The sequence below is a fragment of the Acinetobacter higginsii genome (genome assembly GCF_000369525.1).
In the GTDB taxonomy this organism is placed as follows: Bacteria; Pseudomonadota; Gammaproteobacteria; order Pseudomonadales; family Moraxellaceae; genus Acinetobacter; species Acinetobacter higginsii.
Genome location: NZ_KB850076.1, coordinates 212,124 through 232,535, shown reverse-complemented (window position 1 = coordinate 232,535; position 20,412 = coordinate 212,124). Strand labels below are relative to the sequence as shown.

The 20,412-nt window shown below is 40.3% G+C and carries 23 protein-coding genes; 6 read left to right on the top strand and 17 right to left on the bottom strand.

Translation table 11 applies throughout. The features are described 5' to 3' along the window. Positions 1-10: 10 nt before the first annotated feature. From proC to ppx, 4 genes are read right to left on the bottom strand one after another with little or no spacing between them, the layout of a single operon-like run. A complete protein-coding gene (gene proC / locus F902_RS21505; protein WP_005207087.1) occupies positions 11-850 on the bottom strand; it encodes a pyrroline-5-carboxylate reductase in 840 nt (279 codons plus the stop codon). Positions 851-853: 3 nt separating this feature from the next. Continuing rightward, positions 854-2,245, bottom strand: coding sequence for a tRNA lysidine(34) synthetase TilS (gene tilS / locus F902_RS21500; protein WP_081400804.1), 1,392 nt, complete (start codon positions 2,243-2,245; stop codon positions 854-856). Then, positions 2,182-3,006, bottom strand: a complete 825-nt coding sequence (locus F902_RS21495; protein ID WP_005146510.1) for an acetyl-CoA carboxylase carboxyltransferase subunit alpha — start codon at positions 3,004-3,006, stop codon at positions 2,182-2,184. Before F902_RS21495 ends, tilS begins: the two co-directional genes overlap by 64 nt. Before the next feature lie 28 nt (positions 3,007-3,034). Next, on the bottom strand, positions 3,035-4,555 hold the full coding sequence (gene ppx / locus F902_RS21490; protein WP_004804500.1) for an exopolyphosphatase: 1,521 nt from the start codon (positions 4,553-4,555) through the stop codon (positions 3,035-3,037). A gap of 273 nt (positions 4,556-4,828) precedes the next feature. Here ppx and trxA point away from each other — a divergent pair, with 273 nt between their 5' ends. From trxA to F902_RS21475, 3 genes are all read left to right on the top strand, one after another. Beyond that, positions 4,829-5,155: a thioredoxin gene (gene trxA, locus F902_RS21485; protein WP_004804498.1), complete on the top strand. Its 327-nt coding sequence runs from the start codon at positions 4,829-4,831 to the stop codon at positions 5,153-5,155. Positions 5,156-5,482: 327 nt separating this feature from the next. After that, complete coding sequence (gene rho, locus F902_RS21480) at positions 5,483-6,751, top strand: transcription termination factor Rho (RefSeq protein WP_004804496.1); 1,269 nt, start codon at positions 5,483-5,485, stop codon at positions 6,749-6,751. A 387-nt stretch (positions 6,752-7,138) separates the two neighbouring features. Then, positions 7,139-7,408 carry a hypothetical protein gene (locus F902_RS21475; protein WP_005207085.1) on the top strand — a complete coding sequence of 90 codons (270 nt, stop codon included), beginning with the start codon at positions 7,139-7,141 and terminating at the stop codon, positions 7,406-7,408. 96 nt (positions 7,409-7,504) lie between these two features. Here the strand turns inward: F902_RS21475 and F902_RS21470 are convergent, their stop codons facing one another. The 3 genes from F902_RS21470 to pheS are packed head-to-tail and all read right to left on the bottom strand — an operon-like array spanning position 7,505 to position 11,193. Continuing rightward, positions 7,505-7,801, bottom strand: a complete 297-nt coding sequence (locus F902_RS21470) for an integration host factor subunit alpha (protein ID WP_000126166.1) — start codon at positions 7,799-7,801, stop codon at positions 7,505-7,507. Beyond that, positions 7,798-10,179, bottom strand: coding sequence for a phenylalanine--tRNA ligase subunit beta (gene pheT, locus F902_RS21465; RefSeq protein ID WP_005207084.1), 2,382 nt, complete (start codon positions 10,177-10,179; stop codon positions 7,798-7,800). Before pheT ends, F902_RS21470 begins: the two co-directional genes overlap by 4 nt. 33 nt (positions 10,180-10,212) lie before the next feature. Beyond that, positions 10,213-11,193: a phenylalanine--tRNA ligase subunit alpha gene (pheS, locus tag F902_RS21460; protein WP_005146537.1), complete on the bottom strand. Its 981-nt coding sequence runs from the start codon at positions 11,191-11,193 to the stop codon at positions 10,213-10,215. A 525-nt stretch (positions 11,194-11,718) separates the two neighbouring features. Between pheS and F902_RS21455 the strand changes: the two genes are divergently transcribed. After that, a complete protein-coding gene (locus F902_RS21455; protein WP_005207083.1) occupies positions 11,719-12,720 on the top strand; it encodes a hypothetical protein in 1,002 nt (333 codons plus the stop codon). Between the two features lie 56 nt (positions 12,721-12,776). Here F902_RS21455 and F902_RS21450 read toward each other — a convergent pair whose 3' ends face one another. Continuing rightward, complete coding sequence (locus F902_RS21450; protein WP_004655648.1) at positions 12,777-12,974, bottom strand: hypothetical protein; 198 nt, start codon at positions 12,972-12,974, stop codon at positions 12,777-12,779. A 105-nt stretch (positions 12,975-13,079) separates the two neighbouring features. Then, positions 13,080-13,457, bottom strand: a complete 378-nt coding sequence (locus tag F902_RS21445; protein WP_005207082.1) for a hypothetical protein — start codon at positions 13,455-13,457, stop codon at positions 13,080-13,082. Positions 13,458-13,509: 52 nt separating this feature from the next. Here F902_RS21445 and F902_RS21440 point away from each other — a divergent pair, with 52 nt between their 5' ends. Then, entirely contained in the window at positions 13,510-14,679 is a 1,170-nt protein-coding gene (locus F902_RS21440; RefSeq protein ID WP_005207080.1) for a hypothetical protein, read from the top strand. Positions 14,680-14,703: 24 nt separating this feature from the next. On the opposite strand, the gene F902_RS21435 is transcribed toward F902_RS21440, so the two are convergent. From F902_RS21435 to rpmI, 3 genes are all read right to left on the bottom strand, one after another. Next, the gene (locus F902_RS21435) at positions 14,704-15,255 is read right to left on the bottom strand and encodes an NADAR family protein (RefSeq protein ID WP_005207078.1); all 552 of its coding nucleotides are present in this window, start codon (positions 15,253-15,255) and stop codon (positions 14,704-14,706) included. A gap of 92 nt (positions 15,256-15,347) precedes the next feature. Next, complete coding sequence (gene rplT / locus F902_RS21430) at positions 15,348-15,707, bottom strand: 50S ribosomal protein L20 (RefSeq protein WP_004664213.1); 360 nt, start codon at positions 15,705-15,707, stop codon at positions 15,348-15,350. Between the two features lie 11 nt (positions 15,708-15,718). Beyond that, positions 15,719-15,913 (bottom strand): 50S ribosomal protein L35, encoded by a 195-nt coding sequence (gene rpmI, locus F902_RS21425; RefSeq protein ID WP_004804484.1) that lies wholly within the window; start codon positions 15,911-15,913, stop codon positions 15,719-15,721. A gap of 237 nt (positions 15,914-16,150) precedes the next feature. Between rpmI and F902_RS21420 the strand changes: the two genes are divergently transcribed. Further along, positions 16,151-17,404 (top strand): MFS transporter, encoded by a 1,254-nt coding sequence (locus F902_RS21420; RefSeq protein ID WP_005207075.1) that lies wholly within the window; start codon positions 16,151-16,153, stop codon positions 17,402-17,404. A 34-nt stretch (positions 17,405-17,438) separates the two neighbouring features. Here F902_RS21420 and F902_RS21415 read toward each other — a convergent pair whose 3' ends face one another. From F902_RS21415 to F902_RS21395, 5 genes are all read right to left on the bottom strand, one after another. Further along, positions 17,439-17,864: a YqaA family protein gene (locus F902_RS21415; RefSeq protein WP_005207073.1), complete on the bottom strand. Its 426-nt coding sequence runs from the start codon at positions 17,862-17,864 to the stop codon at positions 17,439-17,441. Positions 17,865-17,928: 64 nt separating this feature from the next. Beyond that, entirely contained in the window at positions 17,929-18,780 is an 852-nt protein-coding gene (locus F902_RS21410) for an arylamine N-acetyltransferase family protein (protein WP_005207071.1), read from the bottom strand. Between the two features lie 120 nt (positions 18,781-18,900). Continuing rightward, the gene (locus tag F902_RS21405; RefSeq protein ID WP_005207069.1) at positions 18,901-19,344 is read right to left on the bottom strand and encodes a hypothetical protein; all 444 of its coding nucleotides are present in this window, start codon (positions 19,342-19,344) and stop codon (positions 18,901-18,903) included. Beyond that, positions 19,341-19,961: a glutathione S-transferase N-terminal domain-containing protein gene (locus tag F902_RS21400; protein WP_005207067.1), complete on the bottom strand. Its 621-nt coding sequence runs from the start codon at positions 19,959-19,961 to the stop codon at positions 19,341-19,343. The genes F902_RS21405 and F902_RS21400 overlap by 4 nt, the downstream gene beginning before the upstream one ends. Before the next feature lie 128 nt (positions 19,962-20,089). Next, positions 20,090-20,410, bottom strand: coding sequence for a DUF7709 family protein (locus tag F902_RS21395; protein ID WP_005207065.1), 321 nt, complete (start codon positions 20,408-20,410; stop codon positions 20,090-20,092). Positions 20,411-20,412 lie beyond the last annotated feature (2 nt).

Below are 20,412 nucleotides of genomic sequence, written 5' to 3'. Positions count from 1 at the left end.
CTTATCCTACTTAAACCGATTTAGTCTTGTCACTCAACTCTTGCGCTAGCTCTTGGCTACGCTTCTGAGCTGCTGCAAGCGCTGCTTGAATATTTTGTGAAATCTGCGCACGATCAAACACCTCTAAAGCTGCTTGCGTTGTACCATTTGGAGAGGTCACATTTTTACGTAATTCTGCTGGAGAATTTGAGCTGGTAATCGCCATTTGTGCCGCACCCAAAGCTGTTTGCAAGGTCAATGCCGTCGCCACTTTTTCATCGAGTCCCAAGTTTTTGCCAGCACGAATCATACTTTCCATTAAATAGAAGAAGTATGCTGGGCCAGAACCAGAGACTGCGGTTACTGCATCAATTTGAGCTTCAGTTTCCACCCAAATGGTTAAACCTGTCGCCGCTAAAATTTGACTGGTTAACTCACGATCTTGAGCATTTACCGCTTCAGATGCATAAATGCCATGTGCACCTGTTTGTACCAATGCTGGCGTATTCGGCATGACACGAACAATACGTTGACTACCACCAATTAAATCTGAAATCGTTTGAATTTCAGCACCCGCAATAATTGAGATCACGAGTTTATCTGACAATAAACCTTTTAATGGTTGTAATACCGTTGCCAAAACTTGGGGTTTGACCGCCAATACCACAACGTCCGCATTTTTAATTGCGTCCACATTGTCTGTTGTGGTTTGAATATTTTTTTCTTCTAAGATGTGACGAATTTGTTCTACAGGATCAGAAACTGTAATGCGCGTTGTGGGTAAACCACGAGATAGCAACCCACCAATCAAGGCCTGTGCCATGTTACCGCCGCCAATAAAACAAATATTTTGGTTCAATGTTGTCGCCATGTCCTACTCATCATACGAAAAAGACTGCTGAAAAACGTCATTACAGTCAGAAATTAAACTTGGTTGCCAACCGCCCTGCTCTAAATAATCAGATTGCGCCAACCAAAAACCCTTTGGGCTAAAAACCCCAAGCATAACATTATCTACGACTAATATTTGAATTGTATGACGTAACCAAGGCAAAATCTGTAGCTCTTGGATGGCTTTTTTCAGAGGCCAATGTCCAACACGACCATAAAGATGAATTTTTTCACCCCCCTGTCGTTTAAGCAACCTTAACTCTCGCCCTAAAAGCCGAGATGAAAGACCAATTTTTTGAGTTTTAATCTTAAATTGTCCAGCCGCAACATTGATGGTTTCACCTATATCAAACTGTTGTGACAACGTATCAGGAAAGGAAAATAATTTTTCTGCGTACAGCTCATCGTGGGTTAAACGATATAACGTTTTCTGATAGCGAACGAAATAATGTTGATTGATATGTAAAGTTGCCTGCGCATCTGGCTTTGCAAGAATGACCTCATGCTGCAATCGCTGCACCATATCATAACTTGGTCGATATTGATCCACCCCCTTCATCCAAGTCGATAACAATTGACGTTGCCGTGCAGCCGAGAGTTGCTGCAACTTGATCAGATCAAGTACACGATCGGTCGCACAGTGTTGCCAATCCGTCTGCAACACGTCATCCAGTATTTCCGCAGCATCCTGCATCAAAGAACTAGTCCGTGCTACAGCTGCCTGCATTTTGGGGAAGCGTTTTTGTAAGACATCCCATAATTCTTCTCGACACCACGCCCGATCGTAGTGCGTATCATGATTAGTTGGGTCTGTCACATAGGCAAAACCAAGTTGCTGCGACCATTGTTCAATTTGCTCGCGACTCACATCTAAAAATGGTCGCCAAATGGTCATGTCTTGACGAATATCAAGTTGCTGCATCGCAGCTAATCCATGCACGCCTGCTCCAGAAAACAAGCGTAATAATAGCGTCTCAGCCTGATCCTGCTGATGATGGGCCAAAACTAAAATTTCATTGGATTGTAAATGCTGTTGATAGGCTTGATAACGCGCTTGACGCGCTTGCTGTTCCAAATTGCCTGTCGCAACGTCTACTTGCTGGATAATACACGGGATATTTAAGGCATCTGACTGCTGCTTTACAACACGACCCCATTCGGCACTCATTGCTTGTAGTTGATGATCAACATAAATCGCACGGGTTTGAGTCGGAAAAAGTTCAGACATTAGAAACAGCAACAGCATGGAATCCATGCCGCCGCTACACCCAATCAAGAATTGAGTTTGTTCAGAAAAATGCTGTGTTTGTGCTAAGACGCGATGCCTAAATTGCTGCTGCCAAACTTCATTAAACGTTGATAACGTGCGTCGCATCGTTCTTGTGCATCCATCGGTTGCAATTCATCTAAAGCTTGTTTTAACACATCTTTCAAATCATGCATGACTTTTTCAGGCTGCAAGTGTGCACCATCACCTTCATCCACAACATATTCAACAATGCCTAAAGCTTGAAGTTTATCTGCAGTTAAAGAAAGTGCTTCACTCGCTTGTGCTGCTTTATCTGCGGTTTTCCATAGAATAGACGCACAACCTTCAGGTGAAATCACCGAATAAATACTGTGTGACAGCATAATCACACGATCGGCTACACCAATACCGAGAGCACCACCTGAACCGCCTTCACCAAGAATCGTCGCAATCACAGGCACTTTTAAACTTGAAAGTTGTGCCAAGCTGGTTGCAATCGCTTCTGCTTGACCACGTTCTTCAGCCCCTACACCAGGATATGCACCCATGGTATCGACGAAGGTAAACACAGGTAAATTAAAACGCTCAGCCATATCGAGTAAACGTTGTGATTTACGATATCCTTCTGGATTACACATCCCAAAGTTATGCTGTAGTTTTTCACGTGTGCTGCGACCACGATGTTGACCAACCACCATCACAGGTTGTCCGTCAAAACGTGCCAAACCACCGATCATGGCACCATCATCACCAAATAAACGGTCGCCGTGAAGTGCATCAAATTCAGTAAAAATTTCACTGACATAATCTAGAAATTGCGGACGCTCAGGGTGTCGTGCAATTTGAACCGTAGCCCAAGCCTTGGACTGAGTCGCTTTATTTTTCATAAGTCAAGAATGGTCCATAATAATATGGTTAATCAACAAATTTGTCTGACTGAATATTTAACTCAATGTCCCAGTGCTTAAATTGCACCTGCTCATCATGCAGGTCTGCAACCAATAAAGGCCATTGTTTAGCATCGCCAGAAACGCTGAGTTGCCATTGTTGATCATTTACAACACTCAGTTCAATGGCAGGAAGCATCTGATCACTACGACTATGGTTCAGTAAAACTGCAAGACGAAGTAATAAGCAAAGGTAGATTAAATGACTACCACCGACCTTTAAAACGTCATTTTTTGCATCTGCACGTAACTTACGACGATGGTGTGAAACCAAGTGTGAAAGATGATTTTGATCAATTTGTGAGAAACCCGGAATATCCGAATGTTGCAATAAATATGCCCCATGACGGTGATAACCACCATGGCTAATCGCTAAACCGATTTCATGCAGATAAGCTGCACGACGTAGTAAGTCACTGTCTTCAGTCGTTAAATTTAACGCATCGGCAACACCATCAAACAACTCTTGTGCCGTATTGACCACCCGTTCAGCTTGTTTGGGATCTGCGTTATAACGTCCCATAAGTGCTTGCACACTGCGGTCACGAATATCTTCATGCTTAAAACGACCGAGCAAGTCATACATCACGCCTTCACGTAATGCACCGTCAGAATATGCCAATTTGTCGATATCTAAGACTTCAAAAATGGCATACAAAATCGCAAGGCCGGCTGGCAAAACTGCTCGACGGTCTTCACGTAGACCTTCAAAATCAATTTCAGAAATATGTTTAAATTTGAGCAAACGATCTTTTAATTTATATAAACCATCACGGGTCAAGTTTTCTTGCTCATCACTTAAACCGAGATTAACCGCGATCTGACGGCAGGCTTTAATGGTTCCGCTTGATCCGACGACAGTATCCCAACCCACAGATTTATAAGTATTGGCTATGGCGGACATTTCTTTGCGTGCAGCAACCACGGCTTTATCAAATGCTTTGCTGGTAATTTCACCATCAGGGAAATAGGTTTTACTATAGGCCACACAGCCCATTTGTAAGGATTCGGTATGCAGCGGCTCAAATTCCTCACCGATGATAAACTCGGTTGAACCACCACCAATATCCACGACTAAACGTCGACCACCATTGGCCATGGTATGTGAAACGCCCAGATAAATCAGACGTGCTTCTTCACGACCCGCAATAATTTCAATCGGTTTCGGTAAAATTTCGGCTGCTTTTTGGATAAATTCGTGACCATTTTTTGCTTGTCTTAACGCATTGGTTGCCACGATACGTAAACGATTCGGTTGTACTGAGCTCAAACGCCCAACAAAACGGGCTAAACATGCCAGTCCACGCTGTTGCGCAGCTTCGGTTAAATTCTTATTTTCATCAAGCCCAGCTGCTAACTGTACTTTTTCTGACATTGAAGCAACTTTCTTAACTTCACCGTGATCAACACGAGCGATTGCCAGATGGAAACTATTCGATCCCATATCAATCGCAGCAAGTAATTCTTCATCAATCAGAAAATCAGACATTATTCATATAAACCCATGCTCAATTCACGCATTAGAGTAATTCACATGCTTACAATTTTAAAGTCATTTTAAGCAATAAAAGTACTGTATTTGCGCTTTTACTTAATAAATGATTGTAGAAGTCGATGATCAACATCGTGAGCATCCATTAGACTTTTCGGTTTCAAACTTGAATAATCAGAACAAACCCTTACATTGAGTAAAGTAGCAATGTAATATTCATCGTGATGATGATTAAATTCGCACTTTATTTCTTAAATTTGGAGCAACCTCATGTCTGCGACTATTGTTAATACAACTGATGCAAACTTCCAAGCAGATGTTTTAGATGCTGAAACTCCTGTACTTGTTGATTTCTGGGCTGGCTGGTGTGCACCTTGTAAAGCAATTGCACCTGTTCTTGAAGATCTATCAACTGAATATGCAGGAAAAGTAAAAATCGTTAAAGTTGACGTGACTGCATGTGAAGATACTGCTGTAAAATATAACATTCGTAATATCCCAGCATTATTGATGTTTAAAAATGGCGAAGTTGTTGCTCAACAAGTTGGCGCAGCGCCGCGTTCAAAACTTGCAGCATTCATTGACCAAAACATCTAATTCGATTGTCACACGGTCAATACAAGAAATACGCGATTGATTGAATCGCGTATTTCTTAGTAAAAATTGACAATTTACTTGATTTCCTCTATATTTCTGGATCAAGAAGCTTTGAATGGAATCTACTTCATTGCGCTTCTTACAAGACAAAACATAAGATCGCCGCTCGGCAATAACAATTGTTTTCACATTTCTCTCTGAAACAATGAACCAGACTACTGAATCGTGGTTGTGTAAATACAATTACCTCAGCATGTATGTATGCGGTCGATTTTTTATTCTTTCCCTAACGTAGTCCTCCACTTATTCCATTCTGTCTGACCACTTATGAACTTAACTGAACTCAAGAAAAAACCCATTGGCGAACTCATTAAAATTGCGGAGTTTATGGGCCTTGAAGGCATGGCACGTAACCGTAAACAAGATATTATTTTTGCCATTTTAAAACGCCACGCCATGAACGGCGAAGAAATCTTTGGTGATGGTGTTCTCGAAATTCTTTCTGATGGTTTTGGCTTCTTACGCTCTGCTGCTGGCTCATATCTAGCAGGACCAGATGACATTTATGTCAGCCCATCACAAATTCGCCGCTTTAATTTACGTACCGGTGATACGATTACTGGCACAATTCGTCCACCGAAAGAAGGTGAACGTTATTTTGCTTTATTAAAAGTAAACCAAATTAACTACGATACGCCTGAAAACTCACGTAATAAAATTCTATTTGAAAACCTTACCCCATTATTCCCAACTGAACAGTTGGTGATGGAATTGGGTAACGGTACAACAGAAGACTTAACCTCTCGTGTTGTCGATCTTGTCGCGCCAATTGGTAAAGGTCAACGTTCTATTATTGTTGCGCCGCCAAAAGCGGGTAAAACAATGTTATTACAAACCATTGCGCAATCGATTGTCCGTAATAATCCAGAAGTTTTCTTAATTGTACTTCTAATTGACGAACGTCCTGAAGAAGTCACCGAAATGGAACGTACTGTTCGTGGTGAAGTGATTGCATCTACATTTGATGAAGCACCTGCCCGTCACGTTCAAGTTGCTGAAATGGTGATCGAGAAAGCGAAACGTCTAGTTGAACACAAAAAAGATGTTGTGATTCTCCTTGACTCGATTACCCGTCTTGCACGTGCTTACAACACTGTAGTGCCTTCATCAGGCAAGGTATTGACTGGTGGTGTAGACGCACATGCTCTAGAACGTCCAAAACGTTTCTTCGGTGCTGCACGTAATATTGAAGAAGGTGGTTCACTCACCATTATTTCTACTGCTTTGATTGAAACTGGCAGTAAAATGGATGATGTGATCTATGAAGAGTTTAAAGGTACAGGTAACCAAGAAATTACCCTTGATCGTCGTATTGCAGAGAAACGTGTATTCCCTGCAATGAATATCAAAAAATCTGGTACTCGTCGTGAAGAACGCCTCATGAGCGAAGAGAATCTTCGTAAAGTTTGGATTCTACGCAAGTTATTACATCCGATGGATGAGCTTGCGGCGATGGAATTCTTATTAGATCGTATGAAAGAAACCAAAACCAATGATGACTTCTTCGATCAAATGAAACGAAAGGCATCGACTTAAAGTCCAAAGAAAAAGCTACCTTAATGGTAGCTTTTTTTATTTGGTTGACACGCTTACAGAATATTTACACATTCTTCTAAAAATCATGAAAATAACCAATCTATTGATTTATAAGTTTATATTTTAAAATTGATATTATTTTTTTTCAATTTACCGATTCAAATCATATAACTCATAGTTATTTTCTATCAAAAAATAGCCAAATTCTGCCCATTTTTGTCGTTTTGTTGGACAGAACAGTAGTAATTCATGAATTGCTTTGATAGGATAGCTACAGACCAGTTAGGCTGCTCCCTGCGTTGTTACCTAAAGCGTTTAGGAATAATAAAAGCACAAACAGACTAGCTCAGGTTTTTTTTAATCTCACAATTTTATGAGAGTGATGCCATGTTATTCAAAAAATTCGCTGTTGTTGCTGCTATTGCTACTACTTTAGCTTTCGTTGGTTGCTCTAAGAAAGAAGAAGCGCCAGCTACTGACGCTACTGCTGCTGCATCTGAAGCTGTAGAAGCTGCTTCTGAAGCTGTAGAAGCTGTTGATGCTGCTGCTTCTGAAGCTGTTGCTACTACTGAAGCTGCTGCTTCTGACGTTGCTGCTGCTGCTTCTGACGTTGCTGCTACTGAAGCTGCTCCTGCTGAAGCTTCTGCTGCTCAATAATCTAGTTTTAGATTATCGAAAAAAAGAGAACCTTACGGTTCTCTTTTTTTATGCCTAACATTTCTATAAATAAAAGATTGGCATAAAAAAAGCAGATCAATCGATCTGCTCATTCCCAACGCGCTGTCTAAATTTCTGACCCGCTCTGAACGTGACCACTCGACGTGCAGAAATTGGAATTTCCTCACCTGTCTTTGGATTACGTCCTGGACGTTCACGCTTATCACGTAACTCGAAATTACCGAAGCCAGAAAGTTTGACTTGTTCGCCAGCAATTAATGCTTGGCTAATTTCGTCAAAAAATAACTCGACCATTTGTTTTGCTTCGCGGCGATTTAAGCTAGTAAGCTCACTTAAATGGTCCGCCATATCTGCTTTTGTTAATGCTGTCATGAGGCCCTCAATGTCGCTTGGTAAGTGTCTTCCAACACTTGAATAATGTTATCCATACCAGATTTAATTTCAGCATCTTCAAGCGTACGAGTTGGATGTTGCCATAACACTGCAAAAGCTAAAGAGCGCTTGCCTTGTTCAACCCCTTGGCCCGTATACACATCGAACAACCATGCTGAGTCGAGTAACTCACCACCAGTCTGCTCAATTAACCGCTGAATATCTCTTACCTCAATATTATCAGAGATTAAAAGCGCAATATCACGTCTAACCGATGGAAAACGTGATAATTCTGTAAAATTAGATACATAAGATTGCAAAACTGCCTGTTGATCCAGCTCTGCGACCCAAGTTATACCCAAATCGAGTTCATTTTCCAATGATGGATGTAGACGACCTAAATAACCAATCGATTGTCCATCCACCAAAATTTCTGCCGATTGGCCAGGATGCAACCATGCACGCTCTGTACGAACAAAGTCAGCACCAATACGACCAGCAGCTAAAATCTCTTCAATCTCACCTTTGAAATCAAAGAAATCCATTGATTGAGGTTTTGCATGCCACGATTCTGGTACACGAGCACCAACCGCAATCAATGCTAAAGTTGGGATCTGTTTTAGATCATGAATATTTTGCGCATCCTGATAATCAAAACGTAGGCCCAACTCAAAGAAACGTACACGCTGCTGTTGACGGTTTAAGTTGTACTGTACACACGGAATTAAGCTAGACAACAAAGTACTACGCATTGCAGCCAAATCACTTGAAATAGGATTGGCAAGCATCAGTGGCTGTACATCTGGATTTAATTGCTTCTCAAGTTTTGCATCGGCAAAGCTAAAGCTAATTGCTTCTTGATAGCCCAATGTCACCGCAGTTTGACGTAATTGTGCAATTTCAAAACGGTCTTGGTACTTTTCCAGTTTTACATCAATTTTTGGCAAACTGATTTGAATATTGTCATAACCGTGAATACGGGCAACTTCTTCAATTAAATCTTGATAGATTGCCATATCATAGCGATGCGATGGTGGAACAACACGCCACTCACCTTCAGCTTTACTTTCAACCACACAGCCCAAACGCGTCAAAGCATCGGCAATAAAATCACCAGCCACAGCATAACCGAGTAATTGATCAACTTGTGCTTGCTTCAATACAATTGCTTCGCGCTTTGGAAGCAGTTCTGCCTGTTCAGCAACAGTCACTGGACCAAACTCACCACCAGCAAAGGCTTGAATAAGCTCAGAAGCACGGTGCATAGCAATCATTGGCAATTCAAAATCCACACCGCGTTCATAACGTTGTGATGAATCCGTATGTAAACCAAAACGACGCGCACGACCTGCAATCGCTAAAGGTGCAAAGAATGCACTTTCAAGGAAGATGTCTTGGGTATCATCAGTTACCGATGAATCTAGCCCCCCCATAATTCCCGCAATCGCTAAAACTTTTTGATCATCTGCAATGACCATCATGTCATCTTGCAATTCAACTTCTTGATCATTGAGTAACGTCAACTTTTCTTGTGACTGCGCTTGGCGGACTTGAATCGAACCTTCAATTTTTGCCAAGTCAAAGGCATGCATGGGTTGACCCAATTCAAGCAACACATAGTTAGTAATATCCACCAAAATGCTATGGGTACGAATACCTGAACGTGCAAGAGCTTGCTCCATCCACTCAGGAGTTGCCGCTTTGACATTCACATTTTTGATAATACGCCCTAAATAACGTGGTGTACCTTCAGTGCTAATCGTTACTGCTTTCTCATCAGTAATTGATGCAGGAACAGCCTGAATCTTTGGTTCATTTACTTCAAGCTGGTTAATCACCGCGATTTCACGGGCAATACCACGAATACTAAAGCAGTCACCACGGTTGGGTGTGATACTAATATCAATGACATTGTCATCAAGCTTTAAATATTCACGAATATTCATACCCACTGGTGCATCAGCCGGTAATTCCAACAAACCATCAATTTTGTCTTCTAAATCAATTTCAGAGGCACCACACAGCATGCCTTGTGATTCCACACCACGCAGCTTGCCTTTTTTAATTTTGAAATCGCCTGGCAATACCGCACCGATCGTTGCAACAGGTGCTTTCATGCCCACACGAACATTTGGCGCACCACAGACAATCTGTAAGGCGTCACCTGAACCAATATTAATCGTGGTCACACGTAAACGATCTGCATCTGGATGTTGTTCAACCGTAAGGACTTCACCAATAACCACACCAGTAAACGGTTTTGCAACAGGTGCTAACTCATCGACTTCCAAACCCAACATGGTCAATTGATCAGACAATGTATCGCTATCAATCGCTGGATTTACCCAGCTGCGTAACCAATTTTCACTAATTTTCATTTGTATAAACCTTCTTTAATCCTGAAAAAATGTTTAGGCAAACTGGCGTAAAAAACGCACATCATTTTGGTAGAACATACGCAAATCATTGATGCCATAACGCAACATTGCAAAACGCTCTACCCCTAAACCAAAAGCAAAGCCTTTGTATTTATCAGGATCAATCCCTGCAGCACGCAGTACATTTGGGTGCACCATGCCACAACCTAAAACTTCTAACCAACGACCACGCTCATCCATAATATCTACTTCAGCGCTTGGCTCAGTAAATGGGAAATAAGATGGACGGAAACGTACTTTCAAATCTTTTTCAAAGAATTCATTTAACAGGTTAATCAATAAACCTTTTAATTCAGCAAAGCTGGTATTTTCTGCAACGTATAAGCCTTCGATCTGATGGAACATTGGCGAATGCGTTTGATCCGAGTCACAACGATATACACGACCTGGACACACGATGCGAATTGGCGGCTGACTGGTTTCCATGGTACGAATTTGTACACCCGAGGTATGGGTACGAAGCAAATGCGTTGCATCAAAATAGAAGGTGTCATGCATAGCACGAGCTGGATGATGACCCGGAATGTTTAAGGCTTCAAAGTTATGATAATCATCTTCAACTTCAGGACCATACGCAATTTGGAAACCAGCTTTGGTAAAGAACTGGCAAATACGCTCTTGTACCTGAGTTACAGGATGAATACTTCCCATACGCTGACCGCGACCAGGTAAAGTAATATCAATGGTTTCACTTGCCAATTTTTTTGCAAGCTCAGCTTGTTGTAATGTTTGTTGACGCTCAGTCAAAGCTGTATTGATTGCTTCACGAACAGCATGAATCGCAGCACCTTGTACTTTGCGTTCTTCAGGATCCATTTTTCCAAGTGCTTTCGACTGCTCTGCAAGCTGGCTTTTTTTCCCTGTAAATTGCACACGGACTTGATCGAGTGCAGCAAGGTCTTGAGCCGCTGCAATGGCAGCAAGCGCTTCAGTGGTCAGGGCTTCCAGTGACATAGTAACTCTCAAAGCAACAAAATATAGAAATATAATAAAACGCTATAGTTTATCAGCTTTTTACCTATTTAATGAAGATAAACGACTGTTTAAATAGAGTACTTTTTCAGTTTTAATTTAAAGATAAAACAACAAGAATATGAAGCAGATGGCTTAAATTTTCGTAAAAATTAATCAATAATTAAATAAAATGTATAAGATACTAGGGTCTATTGACATTTCAACCATGCATTGCGTTATCAGCTAAAACGACATAAACAAGGCATGAAACGCAGACAATCGCAAACCCCTTGTCAAGTTTCATAACACAGTTTAGGGAGGTTTTAGCCATAACCTGAGTAAGATCAAAGCACTGCTTTGATCGCAGCGCAAGGACAGATGCGTTATCTCTTATTTATTTAGAATGGCTAAATTACATAAGACATGCCTTGTAGCATCAAAAAAATGTCCGCTGTCGCAATGAGAGCTTTAGCTCGCAAGGTGAAATATCAATAAACCCTAATTCGTCAATGAGAAAGAATAACGATGGCGCTTGATCAAATCTGGAAACAACAGCTTACACTTGTGACTTATGGCAATGAGTTTCTTGCAGGTGAACTCAATTTTAGTCGTTGGATTGAACATCCGATTTTCAATCAAAATCGACTGATCTTTAGGGATTTACTCTCCCAGCACCTGTTGGCACAACATTTCCAGATTTGGCTTGAAGGCTTAAAAAAACAAGGGGTTAAAAAACTCAGCCTACATTTATCCAGCGTACTCAATGATGAGCAAAATCCAAATGCCAATGTAGAGCTGCTTCCCTTCGCACATTTTATTGTGAGCCACCAAGGCAATAAAAAAACCGCATGGATTTGTGGACATGAACTGGCTGAATGGGATAACAGTGATCAAGCCTTTGATATACCGATACCCCAACAAACAACACTCCGCCAAGAAGTGTTTTGGCGTTATGAGTTGAATGATAAATTCGCTAAAAAAATTGATACTGACTTACAAAAAGTGAATTGGAATCAGGTGGCCATTTTCTTGGAAAAAGAACTGTTCGATAGTAAATATGCAGAACATTTTTCTGAGCCAGAACAACAGGACCTCCCTTTCTATGGCTATGAATTTGATTCGATCAGTACACCAAACCAGCAACTCGCATTGATTCCAACTGATTATCCCGCTGATTGTGCACATCGCCTGTTATATCGTACTCAAGCTTTGGCTGATTATTTGGAGCAACAAAGACAACATCCTTATCATGCGACAGGTGAATTGATCAGTCCTGAAGAACAAATCAATTTGCGTAATTTCGCCCAGAAGACCGATGATTTATTTGCAAAATTAATTGTGAAAACAGCAAATCATTACCAAACGGCCCAATTCACAGCAGAAGAGCCTGAAATTATTGATCGAACGATGGAAATCCCACATCAACTAGATAAAGCCCAACAGCATAAAGTTGGCACATCAGGTGTTATCAAACTGATTATCCTAACTGTAATTATCTGTCTGCTTGCTTATTATTTTGGTCTGTAACAACACCATGCATAAAAAAACCTAGATCACACCATCTAGGTTTTTCTTTTATCGTTTTAGAAGGTGGGGCGAATTCTGATAATCACTTTATGCCCGCCATCATGCTGATTAACAATGTGATGCACATTTTCAATTTCACCTTCAACTTCAGCATCTGGCCCATAAAAAATTCGGATGGTTTCACCCTTTCTAGGCACAATACTCAGTTCTGTTTCAAATGCACCTTGCTGTAACCCTTCTACACTCACTAACATATTTTTATCCTGATGCTGTTTTCTTTACTGTAAAAAGATTTCAGCGTAAAAGTCTAATCGAACATGTTTGGGTTATGTAATCATTAAATAAATCAATAGATTATCTTACTCATCATAATCTAAATCATCTTCATCCATATTGAGGAAATCAGGTTCAGGGGTTTGTTCAAATTGCACGGCGAGAATATCTGTGTATTGAAGTAAACTGGCTTTAGCGACGCGATGCATTCCATCCATCACACGCCCTTGTGCACATAAGATAATTGGATAACTCAGATCAGCATCTTGAATCAGTTGAAAGTGCTCAATGATTTGTTGTGTTGTTGGATATTGATCTGGAAACCAATAGGCTTCGTTTAGCTCTTGAATATCAGCCAGTAAAATTTTCTTAGGCATCAAGTTTTTCGTCAACTCAAGTAAATGATGAACATCCCAGATATAGAGATCTTGTCCAATATTGCGAAAATGGTATTGTTTTCTCATTACTTTTTGATCACTCTATCTCTAATTCAAAATGATTATAATAGGAAGAAGAGTGTATCTCCATTTACCAAGAATTTACCGTCAAATCGCATTAGTCAGTTATGGAAATGAATTTTTAACTGGCGGCGTAGATTCCGAGCTTTTAGACCGCCACCCTTTACTCTTCACCCACTTTCCTATTTTACGAAATATTGAGCAAGGTAATTTACTGGCAGGCTCTGCTTCACATTTTTTAAGTTTTCTGAAATCACAAGGTCTAGAAAAAATCAGTTTACATTCGGCATCCAATCTCTCAAATTATTTGAACGAATCGAAACTTTTTAATTTCACCCAAAGTGATAGTGACTTTTGTATTGTCTGCCATTTTCCTCAACAACAGTTAAAAGCACTGATCCATTGTGAAGAAAAATCACTTTGGCAAAGCTATGATAACGATGGATACCCATTATACTCAGACTATAACAATTACCATGACAGCGTTGAAAACTATGTGTTGATCGATCTTCCTGTCGTGGCTATTTCCAGTATTGCTGAAGATTTAAAACCTATCTCTTGGCAAAGCTTTTTCAATGAATACCAAGAAAAAATCTATCATTTTGCAGTGGCTCGACGCTTTGGAAGTTACCCTATTCCGTTGACTGATAATAATTGCTATGAAGGCGATATGTATCAAATTGAAGAACAGTTCCCTGTACTCCCCTATAATCTGAAAAAGAATTATGCCAGTATTTTAATGCTCAATGCTGCTCGCTTAAAAAGTCAGTTTGATAATGAATCTCATATCAAAAATGACAATGGTGATTACTGGCACATGTCTGAAACTGAAAAACTAGAATTTGATACTGCACGTAATACACTCGAAGAATTCCACGTCCTTATCTTTAAATATACGGCCAACCAATATCAGAACTCAAATATCAGTGACTACCATGATCAACACAATGCTTTTAAATTTCATCCTAAATCTATAGATTCTATCGATTTTTCAAAAAACACTCTCCCATTAGCAGAGCATGAAACTTTTTCATTCACAGAACCTCAACCCCACTTTCATTGGTCAGGAATCATAAAATTTCTATGGTCCATGCTATGGTGTTATTGCGCGTTATGGACCTTAGCTTATTTCGCAGTTGATTGGGGTAATCTTTTTATTCTGGTTCTTGCTTTTATCTATGCCATATATAAAGTACTTAAAAAATTAGCCAATGAAAAAGACCACTAAAAAGCGGTCTTTTTCATTTTGTGCCTATAGCAACTGAGCACGCACCTGCATAAGTGCAAAACCAAGTAAATTTAATCCCTGCCATTGGCTCGGGTCTTGGATATGCTGGTGATCTTGTGCCATACCAATCCCCCAAATCTTATCAACCGGCGATGCTTCAACCAAAATACGATCATGCGTGGCAATCAAGAAATCTCTTAATTCAGGATGCTGTGAAAATTTGGCAAAGTTTGCCTGTACCACAATATCAAAACGTTTTTCTTGCCAAATCTGCTCGTCATAGTTGTGCACTTTGCGTCCTAACTGCTTTGCATCATTGGGATGCTTAACTTTTAAGATTTGTGCAAAAACATCTTCATCGTTAAAGAGTTTTGCTTTTTGCGCCATCATATAATGTTCCGCTGTGAGATATTCAACACCCTCCTGTTTGAATGGCGATGGAAACCACTGGCTAAAACAGCTTTTGTCTACATGGTTGGTTTGCTTTGGGGTATGTCCCCAGAAATATAAATATTTAAATGGGCAACCTTGTTGGACTTGTTGAATTAAATCATTTAAAAATTGTTCATCTCGCATTATCTATCTCTGATTATTATCTATTATTGAAAATCCAATTCACTAAAAATAAAAAAGACCGCTAAAAAGCGGCCTTCTTTGAATCTCTAAGCTTATGCAGCTAATGCGCCTTTAGCTTTTTCAGCTAAAGCAGCAAATGCAACTGCATCATGCATAGCGATGTCAGCTAATACGCGACGGTCGATGATCACTTGAGCTTTTTTCAAGCCATCGATCATACGGCTGTATGACAAACCGTTAAGACGAGCACCAGCATTGATACGCGCAATCCATAAAGCACGGAATTGACGTTTCTTTTGACGGCGGTCACGGTAAGCGTATTGACCAGCTTTGATTACCGCTTGGAACGCTACGCGATAAACGCGTGAACGAGCACCATAGTAACCTTTAGCGCGAGCAAGAATTTTTTTGTGACGACGATGAGCCACTACACCACGTTTTACACGAGCCATTTATAATCTCCTTAGATGTATGGGCACATAGCACGAACTGATGCAACGTCACTTACGTGAACCATTACACAGCCGCGCAATTGACGGATACGCTTAGCAGATTTTTTGGTCAAAATGTGGCGTTTGAACGCTTGTTTACGCTTAAAGCCGTTTGCAGTCGCTTTGAAGCGTTTAGCTGCACCACGGCGAGTTTTCATCTTAGGCATAACAACCTCTTTTGAACACCTGTTCGGAACGTTTGCACCATTGCAAAAACGACCTGCAGGTAAGGGAGCCAGTATTCTAAAGCATAGCAAGCTAAAACGAAAGTAAAATGCTCATTTTTTGATAGTAAATCGTCTCTTTTCTATAAACGTTATTTTCTATAACCAATTCTCAAATTACGAGAAACATCCATAAAATTAACACCTATAATAAATACAAGCTCTTAAATTCAAAAGAATATGACTATACAAAATGATGCTTTCGCTGCATTACGGTACCGAGATTTCTCTATTGTGACCGTTAATCAATTCTGCTTAACACTGGCAATTTTGATTCAGGAAATTATCGTCGCCTATTCACTTTATCAAATCACCCGTGATCCACTCACCTTGGGTTTCATTGGTCTGGCAGAAGCGATTCCATTTATCACGCTGTCTTTATGGGGCGGTTATTTCGCCGACAAATTGAATAAACAGACCATTATGAAAATCTGCTTATTCTTTTCGATTCCATTACCTTTAATTCTCTGGACACTGTTTCATTTACACGGCTTAGAAAAAATTGGTATCAGCACGCTGTCTTGGGGTATCTATGCCGTGATTTTTGCTTTAGGGACCATTCGAGGTTTTTATAATCCATCGGCAACCTCACTTAAACCTTTTCTAATTCCGCGTGAACTGTATGCCAATGGTGCAACATGGACCACAATTGGATGGCAAAGTGGTGTGATCATCGGTCCTATGCTCGGTGGTTTTATGCTGGCATTTCTGGGACGTGAAACCAGCTTATTTGCTGTTACGGCTTTATTGGCCACCTGCTTCATCTTAATTACGCGTTTACAAAATCGTACTTTCCCTAAAATGGAAACGGAGAATGTACTACAAAGCCTGACTGATGGTTTCCGCTTTATCTGGAAAACTAAAATCGTTTTATGGGCAATCTCACTTGATCTAGTATCGGTTCTATTTGGTGGTGTGATTGCGTTATTGCCAATTTTCGCTGAGGAAATCCTAAAAGTCGGCCCTGAAGGTCTTGGCTATTTACGTGCCGCTCCATCTATTGGTGCTCTCATCACCATGATTGCACTCACCAAATTTCCTCCGATGCAACATGCATGGCGAAATATGTTATTAGCGGTAGCAGGTTTTGGTATTTTTACCATTCTGTTCGCCTTCTCAAATCATATGTGGCTTTCATTATTTGCCTTAGCCATGACCGGTGCTTGTGACAGTGTTTCAGTCGTGGTTCGTCAAACCATCTTGCAAATTTTCCCGCCTGAAAATATGCGCGGTCGTGTCGCGGCAGTGAATGGGATGTTTGTTTCTTCAAGTAATGAACTGGGGGCTTTTGAATCAGGTCTCGCAGCCAAATACCTCGGCACAATCACGGCAACTATTCTTGGCGGTTGTATGACCCTTGCTGTAGTAAGTTACTGCTGGTTTAAAACCAATGACTTATTCAAAGTCGATATTACGAAAGGTTCGGATCACTAAATAAAAGGGAAAGAGCCCATCTTTCCCTTCCTCATTAAAAGAGCCCGATATATAAAGCATATAACGTTAAATAACGCCCACCTTTGGCGATGGTGACAATCAATAAAAATCGCCAAAAGTTCTCTTTCATCAACCCAGCAATCAAGGTAATGGGATCACCAATCACAGGAGTCCAACTTAGTAGTAAGGAATAAAAGCCATATTTATGATAAATCTGCTGTGCTTGTAACAACCGTTGTTCTGAAACAGGAAACCATTTCTTATCTTTAAAATGCTCAATTTTTAATCCAAGCCACCAATTCACACAGGAACCCAAGACATTGCCAATGGTCGCAACCAAGATGAGATAAAAAGGATTGGATAAACCTTGTATCAGCAAGGTCATTAATACCGCTTCAGACTGTAAAGGCAATAAGGTGGCAGCACCAAAGGCTGAGAGAAACAATAACAAATAAGACATCAAAACAAGGTTCTCTTAAACTCGGAGCCACACATCATCAAGAGCAGACCATATAACGTGAACGCTATGGATTCAAGGTTAATTTTGCCCAAGTCGCTTCAAGCATCTCCTGCGAAATATCAATCCGAAAGACTGTTTTAATCACATCCTCAAATTCATCCAAGGTGTTTAACTCTTTCTTGTCAGAGCTTTCTTTGCCATGTGTTCTTAAAACACGATCTTTTAAGGTTATTCGCATTTCTGCATTGGCAGTAGATAACATTAAATACTGGGTAAATAAGGATTCAGGCGAAGTCGAAATGTACCAGTTTGCAACTACAGCATCTGCATCTGCAATTTGTTGGTTGGGGTTAATCGAATAGACATTGATCCATTGATTATGAATACAGACTTGCAACATATAAGTCATTTCTGTCAGTACAGTCGTATCCAAACCACTCTGGGCAACTTCAACAAATCTAAACGGTTCGAGTGGTGTTTGCTGTGTTTCACCGATCTTATCAAAAGATAAAACCGTGGTCGGCGTCATCCCTCCAAATCCAGGATCATACAAAAATAATTGCTGATCAATACGTACCAGTGTGACCAAATGAGTTCTCACCGGAGTACTGACAGGCGAACTTTGATAATACACTCGACCGAGTACGTTATATGCTTCATAACCCAGTTCAGTTAAAACAATTCTGGTTAGGGTACTGTGTTCTAGACAATAGCCTTCACGATTTTCAATCAATAATTTTTGCGCAAGTGGGTCTGACGCTAATGCAACCTCTTCTCCTAAAAAAGAGGATAAGTTACCAAAAGGAATAGCTTGCACATGAAGACTTAATAGGCTTTTTAAATTGGCCAAAGTTGGAGAGAAATCTCCTTTAAAACCAAGCTTTTTTAAATAAAGGGCTGATATTTTTGCTTGCATGAGGCTTTATCTTTGATGAACTTAAATCATCGTAGCTTGAACATGTATCGACTAGATGAAAAATTACACAATTATAAAATAGTCAGGCTTACATGCCCGAAATCATGGCTTTTGCAAAGATTAATTTTTAGTTTTCGCTTTTTTAGATCGAATAAAAAAATACATAACTGAAAAAATGAATGGAAAAACAAATAACAGCCAAAATGTAAGATCAGATCTAATAATTTTTTGGTACAGGCTAAGTTGCATTTCCCCCGCAGAAACCGCAGCCCAATCAATAGAGACCGTATGATCAAGATAGCTACATAACACTAAGGATAAACTTAAAAAGCCAGCAAAAAACCAGCTACTCCAATATGAATTTTTGGTTTCTAGCTGTAGCCAAGCAAAGAGTGTAGAAAATAAGAGCCCTAAAACAGTAATAAAAGCAAATACCAAAACCGCTAAATGACTCTCTGAATAGAGCTTTTGCAACTGAGCACAAAGGATTGCTGTAAGCAACAACAATCCCATCGCAATCGCCCAATGCTTTAAGTAGCAGTGTCGTCCAATACCTTGATTCATCCAACTTTGATCGACAAGGCTTTTTGTATTGCAGGGCGAGCTGTTAAGCGTTCAATATAATCTTGCACATACGGATAGTCTTTAAGTTGAATGCCCTGCCATTCGTAACGCAATGCCCAAGGTAAGATCGCCATATCCGCAATCGAGTATTCGCCTGCTACAAACTTTTGACCAATCAACTGTTTGTTTAAGACACTATACAAACGCTTGGTTTCATTGACATAACGATCAATCGCATAAGGAATACGTTCAGAGGCAAACTTATTGAAGTGGTGATTTTGCCCAAGCATTGGACCAAATCCCCCCATTTGCCACATCAACCATTGTTCAACCTCGACTCGCTCTTGCTCATCGGTCGGATAGAACAAACCTGTTTTTCGACCTAAATATTGTAGGATCGCACCCGACTCAAATACTGAAATCGGTTCACCTCTTGGACCATTTTGATCGACAATTGCTGGAATTTTATTATTGGGAGAGATTTTTAAAAAATCAGGCTGGAACTGATCATTTTCCAAAATATTGATTGGAAAAATCTGATATTCGAGCCCCATTTCTTCTAAGGCGATTGTTATTTTATGGCCATTGGGTGTACCCCAATAATATAAGTCAATCATTTTATATTGTCCTATTCATCGTTATCTTGACTGTTGTTGCGTTATAGCACACTTCCTACTTATTGATCAGTAGACAAGCACGAAAAGAAACAATAAAGCGGTGTTTTCAAAGACAATGTTGCAAAGATTTAAGCTTGATTATCCAAGAATTCTTTGGCTTTCTCTCCAACGAATTTACGACCAGCATTACTGCCATTGATCCACTCTTCCACAGAGAACAAATCAAACATCCCGACTTTAAATAAGGTGGGCACCGCTAAAATGAGCTCCTCTTCAACCGTACCTCGAACGCCTGCATTATATAAATTAATATTGTGCAGCATGGTCGCGACGGTACCGGTTTGTACTCGACTACCATCTTTCAATGTGACTTGTGGTAAAACCTCGCCTTCTTGCACCACTTTTTGATTAATTTCAGAGAGTTGTTGAGTACCAGTAATTGTAGACATAT